This is a genomic window from Luteimonas terrae (genome assembly GCF_004358165.1).
GTDB classification, from domain to species: Bacteria; Pseudomonadota; Gammaproteobacteria; order Xanthomonadales; family Xanthomonadaceae; genus Luteimonas; species Luteimonas terrae.
In genome coordinates this window covers 564,116-587,348 of record NZ_SMTG01000004.1, presented here as the reverse complement: position 1 = coordinate 587,348, position 23,233 = coordinate 564,116, and the positions used below count along the sequence as shown (strand labels likewise).

At 64.4% G+C, this 23,233-nt stretch carries 22 protein-coding genes; 19 read left to right on the top strand and 3 right to left on the bottom strand.

The features are described from left to right. Positions 1 to 91: 91 nt before the first annotated feature. The 7 genes from dcp to E2F49_RS11800 all read left to right on the top strand — a co-directional run bounded on the left by dcp (position 92) and on the right by E2F49_RS11800 (position 7,652). Positions 92 to 2,242, top strand: a complete 2,151-nt coding sequence (gene dcp, locus E2F49_RS11830) for a peptidyl-dipeptidase Dcp (protein ID WP_133394067.1) — start codon at positions 92 to 94, stop codon at positions 2,240 to 2,242. 297 nt (positions 2,243 to 2,539) lie between these two features. Next, entirely contained in the window at positions 2,540 to 3,298 is a 759-nt protein-coding gene (locus E2F49_RS11825; protein ID WP_133394066.1) for a TIR domain-containing protein, read from the top strand. A gap of 140 nt (positions 3,299 to 3,438) precedes the next feature. Further along, positions 3,439 to 4,932 (top strand): RNA-directed DNA polymerase, encoded by a 1,494-nt coding sequence (locus E2F49_RS11820; RefSeq protein ID WP_165971224.1) that lies wholly within the window; start codon positions 3,439 to 3,441, stop codon positions 4,930 to 4,932. Between the two features lie 63 nt (positions 4,933 to 4,995). Then, the gene (locus E2F49_RS11815; RefSeq protein WP_133394064.1) at positions 4,996 to 5,622 is read left to right on the top strand and encodes a hypothetical protein; all 627 of its coding nucleotides are present in this window, start codon (positions 4,996 to 4,998) and stop codon (positions 5,620 to 5,622) included. A gap of 886 nt (positions 5,623 to 6,508) precedes the next feature. Continuing rightward, positions 6,509 to 6,709: a VOC family protein gene (locus E2F49_RS16645; protein ID WP_243713577.1), complete on the top strand. Its 201-nt coding sequence runs from the start codon at positions 6,509 to 6,511 to the stop codon at positions 6,707 to 6,709. 358 nt (positions 6,710 to 7,067) lie between these two features. Further along, positions 7,068 to 7,250, top strand: coding sequence for a hypothetical protein (locus E2F49_RS11805; protein ID WP_243713576.1), 183 nt, complete (start codon positions 7,068 to 7,070; stop codon positions 7,248 to 7,250). Positions 7,251 to 7,382: 132 nt separating this feature from the next. Beyond that, on the top strand, positions 7,383 to 7,652 hold the full coding sequence (locus E2F49_RS11800; protein ID WP_133394062.1) for a hypothetical protein: 270 nt from the start codon (positions 7,383 to 7,385) through the stop codon (positions 7,650 to 7,652). Positions 7,653 to 7,733: 81 nt separating this feature from the next. Here E2F49_RS11800 and E2F49_RS11795 read toward each other — a convergent pair whose 3' ends face one another. Together E2F49_RS11795 and E2F49_RS11790 are read right to left on the bottom strand one after the other, a co-directional pair. After that, complete coding sequence (locus E2F49_RS11795; protein ID WP_133394061.1) at positions 7,734 to 8,534, bottom strand: C40 family peptidase; 801 nt, start codon at positions 8,532 to 8,534, stop codon at positions 7,734 to 7,736. Further along, entirely contained in the window at positions 8,531 to 10,201 is a 1,671-nt protein-coding gene (locus E2F49_RS11790; RefSeq protein ID WP_133394060.1) for a GGDEF domain-containing protein, read from the bottom strand. Before E2F49_RS11790 ends, E2F49_RS11795 begins: the two co-directional genes overlap by 4 nt. 148 nt (positions 10,202 to 10,349) lie before the next feature. Between E2F49_RS11790 and E2F49_RS11785 the strand changes: the two genes are divergently transcribed. The 9 genes from E2F49_RS11785 (at position 10,350) to E2F49_RS11745 (ending at position 15,575) form a co-directional block, all read left to right on the top strand. Then, positions 10,350 to 10,739: a GFA family protein gene (locus E2F49_RS11785; protein WP_133394059.1), complete on the top strand. Its 390-nt coding sequence runs from the start codon at positions 10,350 to 10,352 to the stop codon at positions 10,737 to 10,739. 9 nt (positions 10,740 to 10,748) lie between these two features. Further along, the gene (locus tag E2F49_RS11780; protein WP_133394058.1) at positions 10,749 to 11,195 is read left to right on the top strand and encodes a hypothetical protein; all 447 of its coding nucleotides are present in this window, start codon (positions 10,749 to 10,751) and stop codon (positions 11,193 to 11,195) included. A gap of 295 nt (positions 11,196 to 11,490) precedes the next feature. Next, a complete protein-coding gene (locus E2F49_RS11775) occupies positions 11,491 to 11,916 on the top strand; it encodes a hypothetical protein (RefSeq protein ID WP_133394057.1) in 426 nt (141 codons plus the stop codon). A 110-nt stretch (positions 11,917 to 12,026) separates the two neighbouring features. Then, the gene (locus E2F49_RS11770; RefSeq protein WP_133394056.1) at positions 12,027 to 12,431 is read left to right on the top strand and encodes a hypothetical protein; all 405 of its coding nucleotides are present in this window, start codon (positions 12,027 to 12,029) and stop codon (positions 12,429 to 12,431) included. A gap of 69 nt (positions 12,432 to 12,500) precedes the next feature. Continuing rightward, the gene (locus E2F49_RS11765; protein ID WP_133394055.1) at positions 12,501 to 12,818 is read left to right on the top strand and encodes a hypothetical protein; all 318 of its coding nucleotides are present in this window, start codon (positions 12,501 to 12,503) and stop codon (positions 12,816 to 12,818) included. A gap of 86 nt (positions 12,819 to 12,904) precedes the next feature. Continuing rightward, positions 12,905 to 13,351, top strand: coding sequence for a hypothetical protein (locus E2F49_RS11760; protein WP_133394054.1), 447 nt, complete (start codon positions 12,905 to 12,907; stop codon positions 13,349 to 13,351). 85 nt (positions 13,352 to 13,436) lie between these two features. Continuing rightward, entirely contained in the window at positions 13,437 to 14,519 is a 1,083-nt protein-coding gene (locus tag E2F49_RS11755; protein WP_133394053.1) for a catalase family peroxidase, read from the top strand. After that, positions 14,516 to 15,106, top strand: a complete 591-nt coding sequence (locus tag E2F49_RS11750; RefSeq protein ID WP_425481376.1) for a cytochrome b — start codon at positions 14,516 to 14,518, stop codon at positions 15,104 to 15,106. Before E2F49_RS11755 ends, E2F49_RS11750 begins: the two co-directional genes overlap by 4 nt. 55 nt (positions 15,107 to 15,161) lie before the next feature. Further along, complete coding sequence (locus tag E2F49_RS11745; protein WP_165971223.1) at positions 15,162 to 15,575, top strand: DUF1801 domain-containing protein; 414 nt, start codon at positions 15,162 to 15,164, stop codon at positions 15,573 to 15,575. 140 nt (positions 15,576 to 15,715) lie between these two features. Here E2F49_RS11745 and E2F49_RS11740 read toward each other — a convergent pair whose 3' ends face one another. Continuing rightward, positions 15,716 to 18,502, bottom strand: coding sequence for a TonB-dependent receptor (locus tag E2F49_RS11740; protein ID WP_133394051.1), 2,787 nt, complete (start codon positions 18,500 to 18,502; stop codon positions 15,716 to 15,718). Between the two features lie 326 nt (positions 18,503 to 18,828). On the opposite strand from E2F49_RS11740, the gene htpG reads away from it, so the two are divergent. The 3 genes from htpG (at position 18,829) to E2F49_RS11725 (ending at position 23,179) form a co-directional block, all read left to right on the top strand. Further along, the gene (htpG, locus tag E2F49_RS11735) at positions 18,829 to 20,727 is read left to right on the top strand and encodes a molecular chaperone HtpG (protein WP_133394050.1); all 1,899 of its coding nucleotides are present in this window, start codon (positions 18,829 to 18,831) and stop codon (positions 20,725 to 20,727) included. A 418-nt stretch (positions 20,728 to 21,145) separates the two neighbouring features. Beyond that, positions 21,146 to 21,775: a hypothetical protein gene (locus E2F49_RS11730; RefSeq protein ID WP_133394049.1), complete on the top strand. Its 630-nt coding sequence runs from the start codon at positions 21,146 to 21,148 to the stop codon at positions 21,773 to 21,775. Positions 21,776 to 21,799: 24 nt separating this feature from the next. Further along, positions 21,800 to 23,179, top strand: a complete 1,380-nt coding sequence (locus tag E2F49_RS11725; RefSeq protein WP_133394048.1) for a phospholipase effector Tle1 domain-containing protein — start codon at positions 21,800 to 21,802, stop codon at positions 23,177 to 23,179. The last annotated feature ends 54 nt before the right edge of the window (positions 23,180 to 23,233 follow it).

Below are 23,233 nucleotides of genomic sequence, written 5' to 3'. Positions count from 1 at the left end.
GCGGCCCGGACAGGCGCACGCTGCGCGGCTGGCGGGCCGCGCGCAGCGCGACCGACGTCATCCCCGTGTTGCCTTTCCGGAGTTTCCTCCCATGTTGCGTACATTGCTCCTGTCCTCCGCGATCGCGCTGGCCCTGACCGCCTGCGGCGACCGCACCGCCCCCGAGTCCACGATGCCCGCCACCGAAACCGCCACGGCCGCGCCGGCCGAGAACGCCCTGTTCACCGCCAGCACGCTGCCCTTCCAGGCGCCGCCCTTCGACAAGCTCAAAGACGCCGACTACCAGCCGGCCATCGAAGAAGGCATGAAGCAGCACCTGGCCGAGATCCGCAAAATCGCCGACAACCCGGAAGCGCCGACCTTCGAGAACACCATCGAGGCGATGGAGCGCAGCGGCGAACTGCTGACCCGCTCGGTCAATGTGTTCTTCATGCTCACCGGCGCCAACACCAACGAGACCCTGCAGGGTGTCGAGGAAGCGCTGGCGCCCAAGCTCGCCGAGCACAGCGACGCGATCCATCTCGACCCGGCGCTGTTCGCGCGCGTCAAGACGCTCTACGACCAGCGCGACACGCTGGGCCTCGACGCCGAACAGCGCACCGTGCTCGAGCACACGCACGACGGCTTCGTCCGCGCCGGCGCGCTGCTCAACGATGCCGACAAGGCCGAGCTGCGCAAGCTCAATGCCGAGTCGTCCACGCTGTCGACCGCGTTCGGCAACAAGCTGCTGGCCGCGAGCAATGCCGGCGGCGTGTTCGTCACCGACGTCGCCGAACTCGACGGCCTCGACGCAGGCGCGATCGCCGCCGCCGCCGATGCCGCCAAGGCCGCCGGCAAGGACGGCCAGTGGCTGCTCACGCTGCAGAACACCACGCAGCAGCCGGTACTTGCCTCGCTCAAGAACCGGAGCTTGCGCGAGCGCGTGCTGGCCGCCTCGACCGGCCGCGCCGAGAAGGGCGACGCCAACGACACCCGCGCCACCATCCAGCGCCTCGCCGAACTGCGTGCGCGCCAGGCGCAGCTGCTGGGCTACCCGAACTACGCCGCCTACAGCATCGCCGACCAGATGGCGAAGACGCCGGAAGCCGCACTCAAGCTGCTGACCGACACCGTGCCTGCCGCCACCGCGCGCGCGCGCGCCGAGCTCGCCAAGATCCAGGGCGTGGTCGATGCGCAGAACGGCGGCTTCACCGCCGGCGCCGCCGACTGGGACTTCTACGCCGAGCAGGTCCGCAAGGCCGAGTTCGATCTCGACGAATCGCAGATCAAGCCCTACTTCGAGCTCGACCGCGTGCTCAACGACGGCGTGTTCTTCGCCGCCAACCAGCTCTACGGCATCACCGCCAAGGAGCGGAAGGACATCCCGGTCTACCATCCCGACGTGCGGGTGTTCGACATCTTCGATGCCGACGGCAAGCAGCTCGCGCTGTTCTACCTCGACCCCTTCAAGCGCGACAGCAAGCAGGGCGGCGCGTGGATGGGCAACTTCGTCGAACAGAACGGCCTGACCGGCACGATTCCGGTGGTCTACAACGTCGAGAACTTCACCAAGCCCGCCGCCGGCCAGCCCGCGCTGCTGAGCTTCGACGACGTGACCACGCTGTTCCACGAGTTCGGCCACGCCCTGCACGGCTTCTTCTCGAAGACGAAGTACCCATCGGTCGCCGGCACCAACACCCCGCGCGATTTCGTCGAATTCCCCTCGCAGTTCAACGAGCACTGGGCGCTCGACCCCAAGGTCTTCGCCAACTACGCCAAGCACTACCAGACCGGCGAAGCCATGCCGCAGGCGCTGGTCGACAAGATCGTCACCGCCCGCACCTTCAACCAGGGCTACGCAACCACCGAATACCTTTCGGCCGCCCTGCTCGACCTCGCCTGGCACACGCTGCCCGCCGGCGAAGCCAAGCAGGACGTCGACGCCTTCGAGAAGCAGGCGCTCGAGAAGTACAAGGTCGACCTCGCCGCCGTGCCGCCGCGCTACCGCACCAGCTACTTCAGCCACATCTGGGGCGGCGGCTATGCGGCCGGCTACTACGCCTACTTCGGCGCCGAAGTCCTCGACCACGACGCCTTCCAGTGGTTCCGCGAGAACGGCGGCCTGACCCGCGAAAACGGACAGATCTTCCGCGACAAGATCCTGTCGATCGGCCATTCGCGTGATCTGAAGGTGGCCTACCGCGAGTTCCGTGGGAAAGAACCCAGCGTGGAGCCGTTGCTGGAGCATCGCGGGTTGAAGTGAAAGACGCCGTCGCGCATTGAGTGGCGGAATGTAGTCTTCAGAAACAGGGCGGCCATTCGGCCGCCCTGTTTCGTTCTGGGAGGATAAACGCGTTATATGCAGCGGACTCGTCCTGTAACGCCGAGAGGACAGGAATGTCGCGTAACACGTTGCAGCACGTGCCAAGCCCAAGCGATCCAAGCCGTTGATGTTCGGCGGGTGGTCGTCCGATAGCGCGGGTTGTGGTGGCAGGTCATACTCGTTGCAACGCCCCACATTTGGGCCGAATAGTAGTTATATCCCTTTGGAGTTCTTCGCATGAAGCACAACGGCTCGCTTGAAGATTTGATGACTACCGTAAAGGGGTGTGGCTTCTCAATTGATCAAGTTGTGGATCAAGAGCACGGCCATCAGATCCGTACAACCGAAGGTGCGATCGTCAACTGGTACCCAGCCAAAGGCACTTTGCTTTTTCAAGGTCCACGTGAGCAGCGGGAAAGAATAGATGCGGCTTGGGCCACATATACAGGTGTCGCTGCAGATCCGGCTACGCCAGAACCAATTGGTGAGCCAGCCGCACCAGTCAACCCAGCAACAGCAAATAAGAAGGTTTTTCTAGTTCATGGGCACGACACCGCCGCCCGCGAGCAGTTGGAGCTCGTACTACATAAGCTCGGCCTCGATCCTTTTGTTCTAGCAAATACTGGAGGCGGCGGATTGACGATAATTGAGGCGCTCGAAGCTGAAATTGGTCCGCGCAACAACCAAGCCCGCTTCGGGATAGTGCTCATGACTCCTGATGATATGGGCTACTCCAAGGCTGAAGGTGCAGACGCTATCCAGCCACGCGCCAGACAGAATGTCGTCCTAGAGACAGGTATGCTGATTTCTGCTGTGGGGCGTGCAAACGTGGCTATTCTCAAGCGTGGCCACATGGAGGTTCCATCCGACGCACAAGGAATTCTGTACATTCCCTTTAATGACCACGTAAAAGAGGCTGTGCCAAAGCTTGCTGATCGTCTTCGTGCAGCGGGGTTTGTTCTTAGTCCTGAAGCGATCACGCGAGCATCAAGCTAGGAATGTAACAAGTCATTCAAACCGACGCCTATTCGCGGCGCGGGTTAATTCTGGCGTTAGGTGCCTACCAAATGTTTTCGCTAACAGCTCAAGATCTAGACAATTCCTTCGCAGCCATCCAGCACCATGGCTATAGCGCCATGCTGCCGGCACCACCCGAGTGGGATGTCGTAGTTGCGAACTGGCCCGCAATCCGAGATGCAATCGGACAGATAGATCTCGATACATACGTCCCTTACAAACCACTTACGGTTTTCTCGCCGAAGAACCGCGCAAACGTTCGTGTCTTGCACCTACTACATCCGCATGATTTACTGATCTACACCGCTCTGACGCTGATCGCGAAGAAAGACATTGAGGCCAATAGGCTCCCGGCTCGTTCGAAGAACGTATTCTCATACCGTGCGGCACCAACTACCGACGGTGAGATATATAACGTTAGAGGCGCCTATGATTTGTATCAGGCTCGCCTTGCTGAGTTAGCAGAGCGACCCGCTTTTAAGTACGTCGCCGTTGCAGACATAGCTGATTTCTACGCTCGCATCTATCAGCACAGACTCGAGAATGTGATTGAGAGCGTTGCAACAACACAACGCGTACGTGACGTTGCTCGAATCCTCGTTAAAAAACTAATTGGCAACCTGATGGGGAAGGATAGCTACGGCATACCGGTAGGTCCCTACGCCTCTCGCCTGCTCGCCGAAGCGCTTCTAATAGACGTAGACACTCAACTTAAGACGAGTGGTGTTGATTTCGCCAGATGGGTAGACGACTTTGTCATCTTTACAAAGAGTGAGTATGAGGCGCAGTCAGTGCTTTTCACCCTCGGTGAGTGGCTCTACACGCGCCATGGACTCACGTTGCAATCCGCAAAGACGCAGATTCTGCCGATCGCTGGCTACCGAGAACACCACCTTATTCGTCACGACGACAGGCTGACTGATCGTGACGCGGTAGTTCAGATGTTCAGAGACGCCGGTGACGATTACGAGGACGCCGAAGAGCCAGAAGAAGAAGAAATAGAAGAGATTCTTAATGCTCTGCAAGGCCATGACGTAGTCGGAATTCTAAGAGCATCAATGCAGGACACCGAGCTCGTCGACTATCAGGCGGTTACGTACGCACTCACGAAGCTTCCGAGAATCCCAGGAGCGCCCGCCGATCTCAAGCGAGAAGTTCTTGAGCTCGTCATTGACAATGCAGAGCTTCTTTATCCAGTTGCGGAGCATATTGCTACTTACGTCCTCTCTTTTGACGACCTTACCAGTGCTGAACGGAGGAGGATCGCAAAGAAGCTCTTAAAGCCGCTGCAAAGTAAGAGGCGGCCGCCTCCGCCTTACTACGCGATGTGGATCCTACATATCTTCTCCTCTTCGCCAGACTGGAACCATGCAAACGAGATCATGAAGCTGTTCAACGACAATACCTCTGAGGTCATAAAACGCTCTTGTGCGCTCGTGATACACAAATCCGGCACACGAGCTCAGGCAGTTGCAATCAAAGACTCGTACGTAAGTGCTTCACACATGCTTCGCCTCGGTATTCTCTGTGCTACCCACAAACTTGGGGCAGATGAGCGCCGTCATTGGAAACTCGTAGCGGGTGTCAGCGGCGTCGTAGAGAAACTGGTTTGACACCTAACATTCGTTCAAGTCGATGCCGATTTGTGGCACGGTTTAGCTCAAGTGTGATGCCCCATGGAAATATTCGCAGTTCCTGATGTCGGTTTGATGTACATCGAATCATATGAGGACCCGTCGTTCGCCGATTTCGGTCGGGAGCTCGCTGCGCTTGGTCTCGATATTCGCGTCGAGTCCAGACCAGATCCTGGTGCATACGCTGGAGTTGAATGGTTGATTCCGACAGCAGTTGTCGTGTTCTTAGGTCGATCCTATTTTGACGCCTTTCTCAAGGAGGCCGGTAAAGACCACTATCAGGTCCTCAAGAGTGCATTGCTAAAGGTGTCAGCCAGATTCTTTGGCAAGGACGCGCCGCAAGGCAGAGTAGTTTTCACGAAAGGCAAGGTCGAATCGGAGATCCCGCGCTACTCAATCTTCTATTCGATAGTGGCCCAAGTAGGAGATGGCCTGAGAGTCAAGCTCTTGCTCCAAAGTGACTTTGACGCAACACTTTGTAACGAAGCACAGACGGCCTTCCTTGGATTTCTGTCCTCGCTGTATGACGGCACTCTGGACGTAGAATCAATCAAGGGACTGGCTCACGCCGTCCCCGTGAGCAGCACATTGCTTCTTGCCTACAATTCCACGGAAAAATCGCTGGAGGTCATTGATCCTCTTGCCGGCCGCCGTGGAGCTGGGGCATAACAATTCATCAACCCGATGCCGCTTCGCGGCTCGGCTTAATCCGGGCGTTAGGCCTTCCGTGAAAGTTCAACGCACTTCCGACGTCTCTCAAGTCCAAGTCGATGATCTCTGTTGTGATCTTCGGCCGTTCTTCGATGTCGAGATTGATCCAAGGGTCGTTAGCTATAAATCGACAGATGCACCCTCTTGGATACGGCTGGTAGGTGAGCTGTCATGGTGGCAGCAAGCACTATCGGCGTACGCTGCGCTATACGTGGCAGAGCTCGTAAAAGAGGCTGCTAAAGAGTCATGGAGATCTCGTAGCAAAGTTGTCTCTGCACTTTCCTCTGGAACACATTCGCTGCGTGCAATTGCACGCGCAATTAAATGTTCCATAGACATGTATGAGCCGAGAACCGATATCGTTCTGTTCCTCCCGGAGCCGGACTCCTACTTTGGTACAGGACTTCGTGTTTTCACTGAGTCGTCCGAAGCGGTTGAAGTACAGCTAGCCCTCTTCGCTCACCATCTTTCCGGAATCAGAAACATCATCGACCGGAATTCCGCCGTCAACTGTGACCCTGCTACGGGTTACTTTCTGCGGCTTACGGACGATGGCAGCATGATCATTGAGTGGTTCCATCCAGTCACTCTGGAAAAGCAAAGCGAGACGTTGCGACTTGAGCCCATGGTCTAGCAATTCATTCAAGCCGATACTGTTTCCCGACGCGGCTTAACTCAGGCGTTAGACCACGAGAAAGCGGATAACGGGGTCAGATTCACTTAGCGACCTGAAGCTCTGTCTGAAGTGGTCCAACTTCGACGTCATGGATTGGGAAGCGACGTTGTGAATCTAGAGACGATAGAGATCAAAGCCTTCGTACCCGCGCGTGATCTTGCGGAGTCCTTGGACTTCTACAAGGCACTCGGCTTCGAAGCGACGATGGAGTCGGACGATCTCGCCGAACTCCGTCACAGCAAGACCGCCATCCTGCTGTCGCAGTTCTACAACCCGGCGCACGCGAACAACTTCGTGATGCACATGCTGGTCGCGAGTGCAGACGACTGGTATCGGAATGTCGTGGACTCTGGCGTCTGGCGTCATTGAGAAGTTCTCCGTGCGGACCAGTCCGCCGGACGATCGGCCTTGGGGCATCCGAGACTTCACACTCATCGATCCGACAGGCGTGCTCTGGCGGATCGGGCATGTCATTCCGGCTTGAGTCCTGACGACCCGTTCCTGTCGACGCTGCTTCGCTGCGTGGCTTGATTCGAGTGTCAGGACGGACGAGGTGCGCATCGCATCTGCTGGCGATCCAGAAGACACGTCCCCTAGACTTGCCGGCTCCAACATCGATGGTGCAGTCACCTTGAAGGTATCGCCCTCGCCCATCACGGCTGCGCTCACAGGTCTAGTCGCCGGAGCGGCGATGTCGCTGCTCTGGGTACGACTGGCGAACGACACCATGCTGTTGCTCGTCGCCTTCCTGCTGCTCGTGGCGCTCCCGGCGCACGCGTTCGTCGTCGGCTTCGGCCATCGGCACGCGGCGACACCAGGCGCCGTGGACACCGCCTTGCTCAAGCGTGGCGCGGTCTGGCTGCTGTCGGCCGTGCTTGCGATCGGCGTGACGCAGGCGCTTCAGGTCTGAAGGCAGCGGCGTAACCGCCTCGCCGCGGAACAGGGCTCGCGCATCCCGCCTGGTCGATCGTTCGCTGTCTTGTTGGTGCGTTTACGCCGCATCGGCAACAGTGCACGTCGAGTCCCCCTGCCGGAGTACGAGATGTTGCAGAAGGAATGGAGCACCCGCGTCCACGACCACGAGATCCGCGTCGTCAATTCGCTGACAGGCGGCACCCGCCTCTACATCGACGGGGATTGCCGGGACCGCAATTCCAGCCTGTTCGCACCGATGTGGACCAAGTGGCTGTCGGCGCGGCTGGTGCAGGGCGATCCGAAGAGTGATCTGATCGAGGTGCGGGTGGTCGCGCTGTTGAACGTCAAAGCGCAGATCCTCGTGAACGGCCAGTACATGGCGGGCGACCGCGACTGAGACACGCACCGTCTGCGATGCGTTGCGTGACCGTCGCGCTCCCATCGACGCAAGCGTCTCGCGGCAGCGTGGCGTGCGCCCTCAGCCCTGAAGCGGCAAGCGTCCGAGGCGTCGCAGCTGCGGGCTGGCTTCCAGATCCACCGGCATCACGTCCCGCGGCACGGGCCGCACGACTGGCGGCATGCCGAGTGCCGGCATCGGCGCACGCAGGCGCGCGAACGCTTCGGTCAGGTCTTCCTCGCTTGCGATGCCAGTTGCAGCCGGGGCCGGAAGCGCCAACGCGCCATGCGTCTTGCCCTGCGCCTCGCGCCATTCGCGGATGAGTTCGGCGATGTCGATCGCCGGGAACGGCAGATCGAGCCGTGCGCTGACGACGACGGCAGGCGGCAGGTCGGCGGCGAGGCACGCGCGGTAGACCAGCTCGCTGCAGACCATGTGGGACGGGTCGTCGGCGATCAGGTGCTCGACGAGCATGCGCAGCAGCCAGCGCACGCCGGCATCGGCGGGGATGCGGTTGCGCAGGGTCGCGAACACCGCCATCTGCAACAGCGCATCGAGCGGATAGGGCACGTCGAGGCAACCGAGCGCGTCGCTGGCGATCGCGCTGCGCTGGGTGTCGTCGAGCGGCTCGCCATCCGTGCCGGTGGGGCGCAGCACGTCGATGAAATCGTAGTACGCGCCCTGTGTGAGCCGGTCGGCCAGCGCCACGCGGCGCGAGACCGGCGCAGCGGCTTCGACGAAGTGCGCGTCGTCGATCATCACCGCCGCATGGCTGTAGGTGGAATCGCCGAACCAGGCGATCAGTTCGGACACCGGGCCGATGCCGCGCATCAGCAGGATGTCGCCGGCGCGCAGCGCGGCGGGATCGAGGAACGGGGTCATGCGGGCTCCGGCTGCGCGTCGAGCGGACGCGGGGTGTCGGCGACGATGCGATTGCGGCCGTCGCGCTTGGCGCGGTAGAGCGCCTCGTCAGCGCGCTTGAACAGGCCGGCGACCTCGTCGCCCGACCGCAGCGTCGCCACGCCGATCGACACCGTCAGGCCCACCGCGCACGTGCCCACGTCACGGCCCTCGCCCTCGACGGCATCGCGCAGCGAGCGTGCGACCCGGTGCGCGGCCGCGGCGTCCGCCCCATCGAGCACCAGCACGAACTCTTCGCCGCCGTAGCGCGCGACGAGATCGCTCGCGCGCACGTGGCGCCGCAGGATGCCGGCCATGGCATGCAGGCAGGCATCGCCGACGTCGTGGCCGAAGCGGTCGTTGACCTGCTTGAAGTGGTCGAGATCCACGAACAGCACCGAGAGCGCATGGCCGCGCGCGTGCGCCGCGTCGAGCAGACGCTCGGCGCCGCTGTCGAGCAGTGCCCGGTTGGGCAGGCCGGTCAGGGCATCGGTGGTGGCACTGCGACGCGCGGACACCATCTCGCGCTCGGCGTAGCGCGCCGCACGCGCGGTCGCCAGCACCAGGATCAGCGCGCCGAAAGCATCAGCCAGCGGATGCAGATGCTCCAACCATTCCGGGGTGCCGGCGAAGCGCAGGAAATACACCGCGCGCACCATCGCCACGATCGACACCAGACCCCAGCCGGCCAGGAAGAACAGCGCTTCGCGATCGCCAGCGAACGCGCGCGCCAGCCCGGTGCCGAGCGCGAGCAGGCCCAGCACCAGCAGCAGCACGTTCACCAGGTACGGCGCCACGGTCATCACCGGCACCACGGGGATCAGGACCAGCAGCAGGGCTGTTGCGACCAGCGTGTAGCGGTACAGCCGGGCGACGCGCGGATAGCGTCGACGCACCTGCAGCAGCACGAACAGAAACGCGTACGCCGCCAGCAATCCGAGACTGATGCCGAGCCCCGCGGCGCGCATCGCCAGATCGCCGGGAAACCACGGCGCCAGGGCCACGATCTCGCCCCGCATCACCACCAGATACACCGCGACCGACAGCACCCAGACGCAGAACAGCAGCAGCATCCACCGGCGCAACGCGAACGCGAAGATCGCCGCGACCACCGCCAGCAGCAGCTCGGCGCTGAGGATCGCGCTGGTGAAGCGCACGCGCGCGTTGTCGGCCAGCACGTATGTCTGCAGCGTTTCGGCACTGACGCCCATCGGCTGGTTGCGTGCGCGGATCACTTCCACGAACACCGGTGCGCGCAGCGCGTCGGCCGGCAGATCGAGCGCGAGGCGGTGTCGCGAGCCGATCTGTGTCGACGATGCATCGAACGTCGACAGCCGCCGCGGCCGGTAGTCGGGCGGCGCATAGAGCACCAGCTGCGCGTCGTAGGCCTCGCGGATGGAGACGATCCACGTGCCGGGCGTGGGCTCGGCGCCGGCATCGACGTCGATGCGCCACCAGCGATCGGCCTCGCGCTGACGGATGGCCGCGCCCGTGGGGTGCCAGCCGGTTGCCGCGCGGACCGCGGCGATGTCGCCGTGTGTCGGGCCTTCGGCCAGCGCGGAGACGCGCACCGTCGCCGCGGGGGCCGCCCAGGCCTCCACGTTCCAAGCCAACGCCCACAGCAGCGCGCACACCACGCCCCAGCGCATCCATCCCCCGCCGCTCCCGGTCCGCGGCGCCCCGTCTCCCGAGCGCGCAGTCTAGCGCCGGTGGCCGCGGCGGTCGCGCTCGGCTGCAACCCGGGCGCCGCCCGGTTGTGCGTGGGATCATGGCGATTCCCCCGCACAGGCACGCGCCATGAAGACCGTCACCGGAACCTGCCACTGCCAGGCCGTCGCGTTCGAAGTCGATCTGATCGACGGCTTCGAGAACATCCGTCGCTGCAACTGCTCCATCTGCAGCCGCAAGGGCGCCGTGATGGCCGGCGTGACGCTCGACCGCCTGCGCGTGGTCCGCGGCGCCGACGTGCTGAGCCTCTACCAGTGGAACACGAAGATCGCCAGACACTGGTTCTGCAGCATCTGCGGCATCTACACGCACCACCAGCGCCGCAGCGCCCCGAACGAATACGGCTTCAATCTGGCGTGCATCGAAGGCGTGGACATCTTCGCGTTGGAACACATCGGCCGCAGCAATGGGGCGGCGCAGAGTCTGGTGGGCTTCGAAGCGGAGGCGGCCTCGCGCTGACCAGCCGGCATGCAAGGACACGGCATCGAACCCGAAAATTCAGACGCGCGCCCGTTCTGGCTGCGCTTTCGGCTTTTGGTCGTAATCGTCTCGGCACCCATGTGGCTCGCGATTCGCGCGGCGATGGATGACGACTTCAGCCAGCGGCCCGAATGGCACTTCGTGCTGGTGATGTTCGCCTTCGCCGCCTTCGCTTCTGTCTTCATGTCTGTGATCCATGCCCACAAGACTTGGGAGGCTCCAAGCTGGCGTGCGAACCCTCTAGATTTCGATCGACCGGCGGAAGGCATCCATCTCACCGGATGGTCGTTCTTATCAGGCGCTTTCGGTCTGGTGGTCGCCACGTCTTTCCGCAGCACGCCGGATTGGAGTTTCGTGCTGCCCGGCGCCCTCGGCCTGGGATTCCTGGTAGGTGCCCGTCTGGTTGCGATCCCCCAGGCCGGGCGGTGCAGATGACTGTGCCTCTCTGCTCGCATTCTCCCCGAGGTCGCGATTTGGGAGTCACGACACGCGACGGAACTGCAACGCTCACTTGTGCATTGGTCGTTGGCGCTGTTTCTACTCATACGCGTGGGACCGCTGTCGGCCGCGAAGCTTCGAATCGGTTGCCTAGGAGAACAGCGGTCTACGACGGCTGGGATTCGCGGGTCGAACCCTGATCGACCCACCGAATTCAACACATTGCGGCAGATGCGCAGCGGCGCGAGCTGTTTGTGGTGTCCGTCGCCTAACATACAAAAGGATCATTGGCATGCGGCATTCGGTACTGCTTGTACTTTTGTTTCTGATGATGCCGGCCGCGCTAGCGGAGTCTCGAACGCTGGGCCCTGACGGCGTGGTCGGTACCTGGTACGCGATTCCTTCCGGCGGCCTGATGGATCGGATCGGGCGGGTGTTCCGCGAACCGCGGCTCGACACGCTGCAGATCGACAAGAACCTGTCGGTACGATTCGAGCGGTTCTTCGGGGACGGTCAGACGCAGGTGCTCACCGCCACGCCCTCCGCGGTGCAGTTCCAGGACGATCTGATGATCGTGACCTTCGAGCGCCCACCGCTCAGGGCGCGACTCGTGGCGACCGGATGGCAGTCGGGAGGCACGCGCCTGTTGCTTGGACAGCTGTACCTCTACGATAACGATGGTCTCTTCAACGGGTACGCCATCACCTTCCGCCCATAGCGCCGCGCTATACGGCCGTCTGGAGAGAGCGGGACACCATCACGCGCTGTGCGCCTGCTAGCATCCTCCCGCCGTCGCCATCCCGGCGACGTCTGTGCAAGGGGATTGCAATGCGCAATTGGGGAATGGGCGCCGCGCTGGCGCTGGCGACACTGGTCGGCGGCACGGCCGCTGCGAACGACGGACAGACCCGCGAAGTCCAGTCGAAGGACGGCACCTTTACCGGCGAAATCGTCGGCACGCCCGCCGAGGGCAGCAAATTCGCGCAGCTCGAGATCGGCATGAGCATGCAGGACGTGCAGGAACTGCTGGACCGCGCGCCGGACCGCTTCCATACCTACGAATCGGGCAAGCGCTGGATCCCGTTCTACTTCGGCAACGACGCGACGCGCCTGCAGGCGCTGTTCCGCGGCGAAGGCTGCCTGATCTTCACCGGCGGCAATGTCTGGGGCGGTGGCGGCAGCGAGCTGATCCAGATCGAGGTCGATCCCGAGGGCGGCTGCTACCAGCCCTGATCGTCCGCGTCGTGCATACGGGCGGGACATCCGCCCGTATGCTGTCCGGATCGAACAAGGAGGTTGTGTATGTACGCACTGGTTCTGCTCGCGTCTTCGATTGCCGCGCCCGGCGGCGCGGATGCACCCAAGGTGTGCCTGCGCACCATCATCACCGAGAGCGGGCGGACGCGGGATACGCAAATCGTGGAAGGGTCGGGCAGCCGTCGTGACGACCGCGGCGCCAAGCGCTACATCGAGGTGCTCGATTTCGCACGCATGCCGCTGGGCGTGACGCTCGGGCAGTCGGGTCACCTGATCGTGGAAGTGCTCGGTCCCGACAGCTGGCGCATCGATGTCACCGGTGGTGAGCTGCACGAGAGCTGCGCCGCGGCGCGCGACGCCTGAGCCACGGTGCAGACGCGCGCGTCATCCGCGCCGGGACGCGATAGCGTCCGTCTGACAGGACGATTCGACACATGCTTGGAAGACCGATGCTGCTGAAAACGACGACCGTGCTGCTGTGCGCGGTCATGGCCGCCGCCTGTACGAGCCGCTTGCCTGCCGACCAGGCGCGCTGGCTGCAACCGCCGCAGGCGATCCAGCTGGCGGCCGACGCGGCGCCTCGCGGCGTTGCCGGCGTGTTCGCGATGCAGGTCAAGGCGGTCGGCGCGACGGGCCACGTGGTGTATCTCAACTCCGAGGCCGACTATCGCGACCAGCGCAATCTCACCGTCGCCGTGTCCCAGGCGGCGGCGCGTCAGCTCGAAGCGCGGCTGGGTGCGCCGTTGACGCGCGCGCTCGATCGACAGCGCATTCTGGTGCGGGGGGCCGCGCGCCGGGTGCGTATCGACTTCGTGACCGAGGGTGTGCTTTCGGGCAAGTACTACTACCAGACGCATGTGCGCGTGACCGACGCAGCGCAGATCCAGCTGCAGTAACGCCGGCCGGATTCGACGCCGCACCTTCACCCGGCCCGTTGCGCCCCCGGCGTACGCTCGCGGCGTTCCGCCACGAGCCGCGCCTATGCCGCCATCTGCACCCCGCCGCCGCACCGGCGCCTACATCGCCATCGCGGCCGTCGTCGCCGCCGTGGGCGGTGCGTTCGCCTGGACCGCCGGCTGGCTGAGCCCGGACCGGCTCACACCGACGGTGATGACCGATGCCATCGAGACGACGTCGACCACGCCGTACCCCGGCTTCCGACGCGCGCATGCCAAGGGCATCTGCGTGGCCGGCCATTTCGACGGCAACGCGGACGGCGCACGGCTGAGCCGCGCTGCGGTGTTTCGTGCGACACAGACGCCGGTGCTCGGTCGGCTCTCGATCGGCGGCGGATCGCCCTACGGCCTCGACGCACAGGCGCGCGTGCGCAGCATGGCGCTGGTGCTGCAGGGCGCTGACGGCAGCGAGTGGCGCATGGCGATGAACAGCTTTCCGTTCTTCGGTGCGGCGTCGATCGAGACCTTTCTTGAACAGACGCGTGCGTCGGCACCCGACCCGGCCACTGGCAAGCCCGACCCCGAGCGCATGGCCGCTTTCGCCACGCGGCATCCCGAGGCGCAGCGCTTCGCCGCGTGGGCGAAGTCCGCGCCGTGGTCCGACAGCTTCGCCAATACGCAATACAACGGCATCCACGCCTACCGCTTCGTCGGCGATGACGGCACGGAAAAGATGGTGCGCTGGTCGATGCGTCCGCAAGCGCCGTTCGTCGAGATGACGCCTGCGCAGCGCGAGGCGGCCGAAGGCAATGCTCTGCAGGACGAGCTGCGCGAACGCCTGGCGCGCGGCCCGCTGCGCTGGGACATGGTCGCGACCGTCGCCGCCGAAGGCGACAACCCCAGCGATCCGAGCACGCCATGGCCGGAAAACCGCGAACAGGTCGTCGTCGGTACCGTGGTGCTGACACAGGCGCAGGACCAGGCCACCGGCCCCTGCCGCGATCTGAACTTCGATCCCACCGTTGTGCCCGCCGGCGTGGCGCTGTCGGACGATCCCATCCTCGCCGCGCGCGCCGCAGTCTATGCGGAATCCTTCGACCGCCGCGAGCGCGAGGTCGCGCGGGGTGCCGATGTGGATGGCACGCCGCCGCCGGAGACCGCGCGATGAGCATGCCCGTCGATCGCCATGACGCCTTCGCCCGCGTGCTGCACTGGAGCATGGCGGTGCTGATCCTGGCGATGCTGTTCGTCGGCGTGGCGATGGTGTCTTCGATGACGCTGCGTCCATCGCTGCTGATGCTGCACCGGCCGATCGGCATCGCCCTGCTCGTGCTGGTGGTCGTGCGGTCGATCCATCGCCTGCTGCGGCGCGCGCCCGAACTGCCGCGCGACCTCCCGCGTTGGCAGCGCACGGCCGCGCACGCCTCGCACATCGCGCTGTACGTGCTGATGTTCGCGATGCCGCTGATCGGCTGGGCGATGGTGTCGGCAGCCGGCAATCCCGTCGTGCTGTGGGGCGATCTGCACCTGCCGCCGATCGCGCCGCACGATCCCGCGATCTACAGCGCGCTGCGCGCGGCGCACACGTGGCTGGCGCGCGCGCTGTTCGCGGTGGTCCTGCTGCATCTGGCCGCGGCGCTGTACCACGCCTGGGTGCGACGCGATGGCGTGTTCCGCACGATGGCGCCCGTGCCGCTGGGGCCGCGCGCGGAGAACGCAAGCGCGGTCGCGCGCGAGAACAGCGCAGGATCTTGAATTCGCTGCGACGTCCGCTTCGATAGGGTGGGGCGCCGTCGACAGGAGTCCGACCATGACGAAGAGCGTCCCGCACAGCACGCCCGACGACACCTCGGCTGCCGTGGATGCGTACATGGACCGTCTCGATCACCCGCACGCCGATGCCGTGCAACGTCTGCGGGCGCTGGTGCTGGGTGTCGATCCGACGATCGCAGAGGGCGTGAAGTGGAATGCGCCGAGTTGGCGCACGCGCGAGTATTTCGCGACGACGCAGTTGCGTGCGAAGACCGGCATCGGGCTGGTGCTGCATCTCGGCGCGAAGGCGCACGCGTTGCCGGAAGCCGGTTTGCAGATCGAGGATCCGGAAGGACTGCTGCGCTGGCCTGCAGCGGATCGCGCCTTGATGATGTTCGCCAATCTTGCGGAAGTGGAGGCAAGGGAGGAAGCGGTGCGCGCGGTACTGCGGCAGTGGATCGGGTTCGTGTGACTCGAGGACGCTCCAATCGAGCCCGAATGGTGTCTGTCGCTCGAATCATTGCATCGTTGACCTGAAGGTCTCCCCCACCCACCCCTCCCCCGCAGGCGGGGGAGGGCATTCGATCCGCGTTCGCCGATTCGGCCCGCGCCTCAGTCGAACTTGAACTTCGCGCCGATCGTGAAGTAGCGGCCGATGGCGCCGCTGAAATCCATCGGGTTGTAGTTGATGGCGCCGTAGGTCAGCGGGTCGAGTGGGGCGACGCGGTCGGTGAGGTTGGCGACCGAGCCGAACACTTCCCAGTGCTCGGTCGGCATCCAGCGTGCCGACAGGTCGACGGTGTAGAACGAGGCCAGTTTGCAGCCGCGCGGCGCGTCGTCGCCGTTGGCGAATCCGTTCGCGCATTCGGTGTCGCCGGCTTCGGTGACGTTGCGGATGCTGTCGCGCCAGTTCACCACGCTGCTGACCGAGAACGCGTCCATCTCCCAGGTCGCGCCGAAGTTCGCCTTGTTCTTCGGCGTGCCGATGCAGTTGGTCACGTCGCAGTTGCCGTGGGTGCCGGCGAACTCGTAGACCGTGCCGTCGACGTCCTCGCGCTCGAAGGCGCTGATGTGGGTGAACTGCAGATCGAAGCGCAGGCTGCCTGCGCCGCCCAGATCGACGCGCTGTTCCATGTCGACGTCGAAGCCTTCGACGGTCGTCGACGAGGCGTTCTCGTAGCCGACCAGCACCGCGAGAATCGAACCGCTCCCCGGCGTGCCGGGAATCTCGTTGGTCCCGCGCACGACGTTGTCGCCGCCGGCCGCGATCGCCGCATCCGCGCTGCCGCCGAAGATCTCGTCGGTGCGCTTGATGCGGAACGCATCGACGGCCAGCGAGCCGCCGGTCCACGGCGACAGCACGATGCCGACGGTGGTGCTCTTGGACTCCTCGGGCTTGAGGTCGGGATTCGGGGATGTGATCAGCGCGATCGGCCCGGCGTCGCAGTCCTGCGGTTCGTTGCCAGGCGCGGCGCAACGCACCGGGTCGACCGCAGTGCTGAAGGCGGCCAGACCACCGGTACCGGCCTCGGCCGGGTTCGGCGCGCGGAAGCCTTCGGCGTAGGTGCCACGCACGGCCAGCCAATCCGTCGGCGACCACTTCACACCGAACTTCGGCGTGGTGGCGGTGTCGCCGCCGTCGTAATGGTCCACACGCACTGCGCCGGTGAGTTCCAGGCTGTCGAGCACGGGTGCCTGCAACTCGGCGTAGGCGCTGCTGACCTTCTCCACTCCGCCATAGGCCGAATAGCCCAGGCCGATGATGTCGCCCTGGTCGGTGAAGCTCTGCGGCGTCAGCGACACCGACTGGCGCCGGTACTCGGCACCGAGTGCGAGGCCGAGAGCGCCGCCCGACAGGTCCATCAGCGGGCGCGTGACCTTGGCATCGAAGATGTCGAGGCGCGTGCGGCCGGCGGCGGTGATGCGCGGCGAGATGTAGTCGTACAGCGACTGCGAGTTCTGGCCGCCGTTGTCGCCGATACGCCAGTAACCCACAGGACTGTTCGGATCCTCCAGCGCGGTCTTGACCCGGCTGTAGCGCAGGAAGCCCGTGCGCTCGTTGGTCAGATCGGTGCCCGAGTGCAGATAGCCGACGTCGTAATCCCAGGCACCGGCCGTGCCCTTGAAGCCGAGCAGCAGGCGCACGAAGCGGCTGTCGTTGTAGGTCACACGCGGGCCGACGTCGAAGGCGGTGTAGCGCAGCCGGTTGGCGGTGCCGGGATACGGATTGTCCGGATGGTTGGGGCCAAGCACGGTGGCGCCCGGCCCCGGATCGCTGGCGTTGACCGGGCCACCCGGATAACCCCAGGCACCGGACACGCCCGAAGGCGTGTTCTGGAAGATGGTCTTCTTGTTGGCGCCGCTGAGTTCCATGTACAGCTCGCCGGTGTCGCCGACGGCGAATGCCGCGCGTGAGAAGAAGTTGACGTATTCCTCTTCGGGCGAGAGATCGCGGAACTGCGCGACGTCCCACAGGCAGCCACCGGCCGGGTCCTGCGGCGTCACGTTCGACAGTGCGGCGCAGCCGGGCAGCGATTCGAACAGGCCGGTGTTCGGATTCTCGATCGCGCCGCTCGGGCCACCGCCCGCGCCGGTGCCGCCGCCGGTGATGCGGCCGGGCAGGTTGGTGCCGATGCCGTAGCCCCACGGGCGCGTGTCGCCGGTGCCGATCCAGTCGCGGCCGCGGCGGTCGCGCACGCGGATCGCATCGGTCTTGGCCGCCTCGATGCTGAAGAAGGCGTTGTAGCCGTCCTCGCTCATGCTGCCGGTGCCGGCGGTCAGCGAGGCCTTGGGCTGGTCGCCGCCACCGTCGCCGGACCAGCCGTAGGACACGGTGGCGATGGCGCCTTCGAAATCGTTGCGCAGGATCACGTTGACCACGCCGGCAATCGCGTCGGAACCGTAGATCGACGAGGCGCCATCCTTCAGCACCTCGATGCGCGCGACGGCGTCGAGCGGAATCGTGCTGAGGTCGGTGAACACCTTCTGCCCGTCGTCGGCCAGGCCGAACGGTGCCATGCGGCGACCGTTGAGCAGCACCAGCGTGGACCCAGCGCCGAGGCCACGCAGCGAGATCGCCGAACCGCCGCCGGCGAAGCCGTTACCGAAGCTCTTGGGCACCGAGCCGGCGCCATCCACCGACAGGCTCTGCAGGTACTCGCCGACCGTGGTCTTGCCGGTGCGGTCGATCTGCTCGCGGGAGATCACCTGCACCGGCGATGCGGTCTCGGTATCGGTGCGCGGGATGTTGGAGCCGGTGACCGTGATGCGGTCGAGCGTGGTGGTGTCGGCCTGCTGGGCGCTGGCCTGCAGCGGCACCGCGGACGCGGCCAGGGCGAGCGGGATCGACAGGGCCAGCACGCGGCGACGCAGCCGCGCGGACGGACGGACAGATGACATAGGTGGATCCTCGACAAGGGGTGGGTGGCGGTCTTGCGTGTCGGATCCGTTCCACATCCGTTGTCGGACGTCCGGCGGCGATAGTGAAAATCCGGTTAATGTGTCGCCGCCGTGAGGTTCCGCAATTCAGTGCATGCATCTTCGGCCGGATTCAACGAAGGTTCACGACGAGGCGTATGCACGACGCATACCGTCACGTTCGCAGCGCGATCGCTGCACATCGGCATTCAGCAGCGTGATTGCGCGACCCGCGTCCTGCCGCTTGGATTCGGGGCCTGGGGAACCTATATCGGCGGCCTACCGCATCACGCCACACACGGACCGTCATGACCGCTACCGCCGAGACCCGCAAGTTCGAAGCCGAAGTCGCCCAGGTGCTGCACCTGGTCACGCACTCCCTGTACTCGCACAAGGAGATCTTCCTGCGCGAGCTGATCTCCAACGCCTCCGACGCCTGCGACAAGCTGCGCTTCGAGTCGATCGCCAACCCGGACCTGCTGTCCGGCGCGGGCGAGCTGCACATCGACGTGAGCTGGGACAAGGCGGCGCGCACGGTGACGATCCGCGACACCGGCATCGGCATGACCCGCGAAGACGTGGTCGCCAACATCGGCACCATTGCCAGTTCCGGCACGCGCCGCTTCCTCGAAGCGATGAGCGGCGAGCAGAAGGCCGATGCGCGCCTGATCGGCCAGTTCGGCGTGGGCTTCTATTCGGCCTTCGTCGTCGCCGACCGCGTGACCGTGCTGACCCGCCACGCGGGCGCCGCGCCCGAAGCCGGCACCAAGTGGGAAAGCGACGGCCGCGGCGAGTACTCGCTCGAAGACGTCACGCTGCTCGAGCGCGGCACCACGGTGATCCTGCATCTGAAGGCGGACGAAGACGAATTCCTCGACGGCTGGAAGCTGCGCTCGCTGGTGCGCAAGTATTCCGACCACGTCGCGTTTCCGATCCGCATGCCCAAGGACGCGCCGGCACCGGCCGAAGGTGAGGACGCCCCGGTCGACGCCGCGCCGGAATGGGAAACCGCGAACGATGCCTCCGCGCTGTGGACCAAATCCAAGTCCGACATCAGCGACGAGGACTACCAGAACTTCTACAAGGCGCTCGGCCACGATTTCAACGACGCGGCCACGTGGACGCACAACCGCGTCGAGGGCAGCCAGAGCTTCACCACGCTGCTGTACCTGCCGTCGCAGCTGCCGTTCGACCTGATGATGGGCGGGCGCGACGAGCGCAAGGGTCTGAAGCTCTACATCAAGCGCGTGTTCGTCATGGACGCCGCCGAAGAGCTGCTGCCGAACTACCTGCGCTTCGTGCGCGGCGTCGTCGATGCCGACGACCTGCCGCTCAATGTCAGCCGTGAACTGCTGCAGCACAACCGCCAGCTCGATCGCATCAAGGGCGCCTGCGTGAAGCGCGTGCTCGACATGATCGAGAAGCTGGCGCGCGATGACGCCGACAAGTTTGCCGCGTTCTACAAGGCCTTCGGCAACACGCTCAAAGAGGGCATCGTCGAGGATCCGACCAACCGCGAGCGCATCGCGAAGATCCTGCGCTTCGCCTCGACGAAGGGCGACGGCGCCGCACAGACCGTGTCGCTGGACGATTACGTCGGCCGCATGCCGGTCGGCCAGGACACCATCTGGTACATCACGGCCGACGGTTACAAGGCCGCGGCCGGCAGCCCGCAGCTCGAGGCCTTCCGCGCGAAGGACATCGAAGTGCTGCTGATGTTCGACCGCATCGACGAGTGGATGCTCGGCAGCCTGCACGAGTACGCCGGCAAGTCGATGAAGAACGTCGCCAAGGGCGAGCTGCCGCTCGACGAGGCGGACAAGGCCAAGCAGGCCGAAGCCGCGACCGCCGCCGCGCCGCTGGTCAAGAAGCTCAAGGGCCTGCTGGGCGATCGCGTGGGCGACGTGCGCGTGTCGGCGCGCCTGACCGATTCACCCTCGTGTCTCGCACTCGCCGACTACGAAATGGCCCCACACCTCGCGCGCCTGCTGCGCGAAGCCGGCCAGGACGTGCCCGAGAGCAAGCCGACGCTGGAGATCAACCCGCAGCACGCCCTGCTGCAGCGGATCGAAAACGAAGCGGACGACGCGAAGTCGATCGACCTCGCCACGTTGCTGCTGGAACAGGCCGAAATCGCCGCCGGCGCCCCCCTGCAGGACCCGGCAGCGTTCGTGCAGCGCATGAATCGGGTGCTGCTGGGCGGTTGATCTGTCGAGGGCCGCGCGGCACGTGACCAGCGCCTGAGTTCCGCGTCGCGAGCGGATCACGCTTGAGTCCTCCCCCGCATGCGGGGGAGGGTTGGGTGGGGGCAAACACAACGCTCGCAGTGATATGGACGTGTGCGACCGAACCGTCTGCACCCGGGTGCGTCGATGAAGCTGCATGCGGCAGACGGAACGCCGCTCGCAGGTTTCTGCAAAGCGAGCATTCCAACAGCCCTCGCTTGAGCGCTCAGAACATCGACCCGCGCATCCCCACATCCCATTCCGGCAACCCCCGATTCTCCAAGGAGACCGGGCGTGTCACCCTGTCTGCATCCGTCCCGCGTCCGCCCGAACCTGCCACCCTCCAACGGCATGGTGCCGGGACGCAGGGCGGAACCGTTCCAGCGCAGGAAGCACACCCATGGCCCAACGGATCGGGCGTCCGGATCGACACCACACGTCGCCGCGCAGACTCGCGGCCGTACTCGTCGCCACCACACTCACCACGACAGGATGCCAGGGGATGGCGATGACTCACGATCAGCCGCAACCCACCAGCGCCGCTCCGCAACAAGGCCCGCTGACAGAATTCCCGCTCCGGTTCCTGCGGCACAACTTCGGCATCGCGACGTATGCGGTGCAGGAATACACGGTGATCTACGCCAACCGGCCGTATTCCGGTGGTCCGCGTCCTGCGCTCGAGGATGTTCATCCCAACGCACGCAAGAGCGCGCGAGGCGGCCACATCTCGATCCGCAATTTTCCGCCGCCAGCCGTCGTGCGATGGAAGTCCCGTGACGGCACGCCGCTGGAAACGCAAGTCGATATCGGCGAGATCTTCAAAGACGAGCTGGTGCTCTACGACGTGCCACGGGAAGAGGTCTCCGATCGCACGCCGGCGATCAATCCGGACATCGTGATGGAGATCAATGATCGGACGATCAGTGTCTACATGCGGGCGTTCATCTCGTTGAAGGCGCCGAGGTTTCCGGACCGACCGCACAGCGACTCTCAGGACGAGTTGGTCCTGGCTTGGAGCAAGACGTACTGATCTGCATCCATATGGAGGTGGAGCATGGGTGGACTGCGTCAACCGGACGGTGTGCGCGCCGATCCTGCGACGGCCGAGCATCTCGCGAGTTTCGACGCTGCGCAGCAAGCACTCGAGGAATTCACTGCGCCAGTGCTGCTTGATGAAGGCAGGACGGATCAGCGCCTGTTCGTAGCGTCCTTCGATGGCACCGGGAACAGCAAGGACGATCCAGACAAACTGACCAATATCGCCCTTATCGACGAGCAGATCAGGCAGCGTGCAGAGCAGACCGAACAAGAGCTGGGTTACACACCGCTTGGAAGAGGATACGTCGAGGGTCCCGGCACCCAAGGCGGCATCAGCGGAATCGCCGATGCGATTTACGGCGGGAGCTACGCCGCCCGCCTGGAGGATATGTATCTGCAGTTCGTCAGGCAGGCAAAGAAGTGGGTGGATGAGAATCCAAACGCCGATATCCGCATTCTCTCGACTGGATTCAGTCGAGGCGCTGAGCAGGCGGCGGGCTTCACCCGTCTCGTCGAAGAACGAGGTATCCAGAACCCCACGAATGCTGTCGCTAAACGCAACGCAGACGGCCTGATCATCGGCGAAGTGATCTATCCGAATCCGCCGCTGCGCGAACCCGGAACGGTTGTCCAGGCGGTCGGCCTGCTCGATCCTGTCGGCACAGGTGCTCCTCGCCAGCACGATCGGCGTCTCGCCGAATCGGTCATCTCGGGTTTCCAGATCAATGCACTGCACGATCGTCGAAATTTGTTCCAGGGCACCTGGATCATCGATCCGGGCACGACGCCGGACGGGCGCTTTCTCAACGTCTCGGTGGCGGGTGCGCATACCGACATCGGCGGTGGCTATCGGCGTGACGGTCTGGGTGTGTTGTCCGGGAATCTGGCGATCGATTACATCAATGCGCTCATCCAGCCCTCGCCGCTGGAGAAGCGTGCGTTGCCGGACGATCCGGACCAGTACGTCGTCCATCGCTCGGAGGAGCACGCGTTCTTCCATCGCACCTCCATCTACGATCGTAACGGTGCCCGCGGCATGCAGGATCTGCTGGCACCACCATCCCTGTGCCAGATCGACTGCCGCGACGCGATGCCTCGTAACGAGACGATGGCGGCGAGCGTGCCATGGCGGCCGGTGACGATCGGACCGGTACAGGGCGTGGTGCCGGTCCGCAGCGAAGGCTTGGAGACGCAGACGTTCGCGAACGGGCTGCTGTCGGCCGCGTCGCGCGATGACGGCATCGCCGTGTCGGGTCTGATGCGTGAGCAGATCGACAGTGGTGCAGGGCAGAGCTGGCTGCAGAGCGGCTTCGAAGTGCTGGAGCGGCAGTCGCGTGAATTTGCCGAGCGTGCGTCTGCGCAGTCGGCGCCCGTGATGGAGGGATCTGCACTCTAGGTGCGTCGGGACGCTCGCGTCGGCATTTCGCGCGGGATGCGTTCGATGCGATCT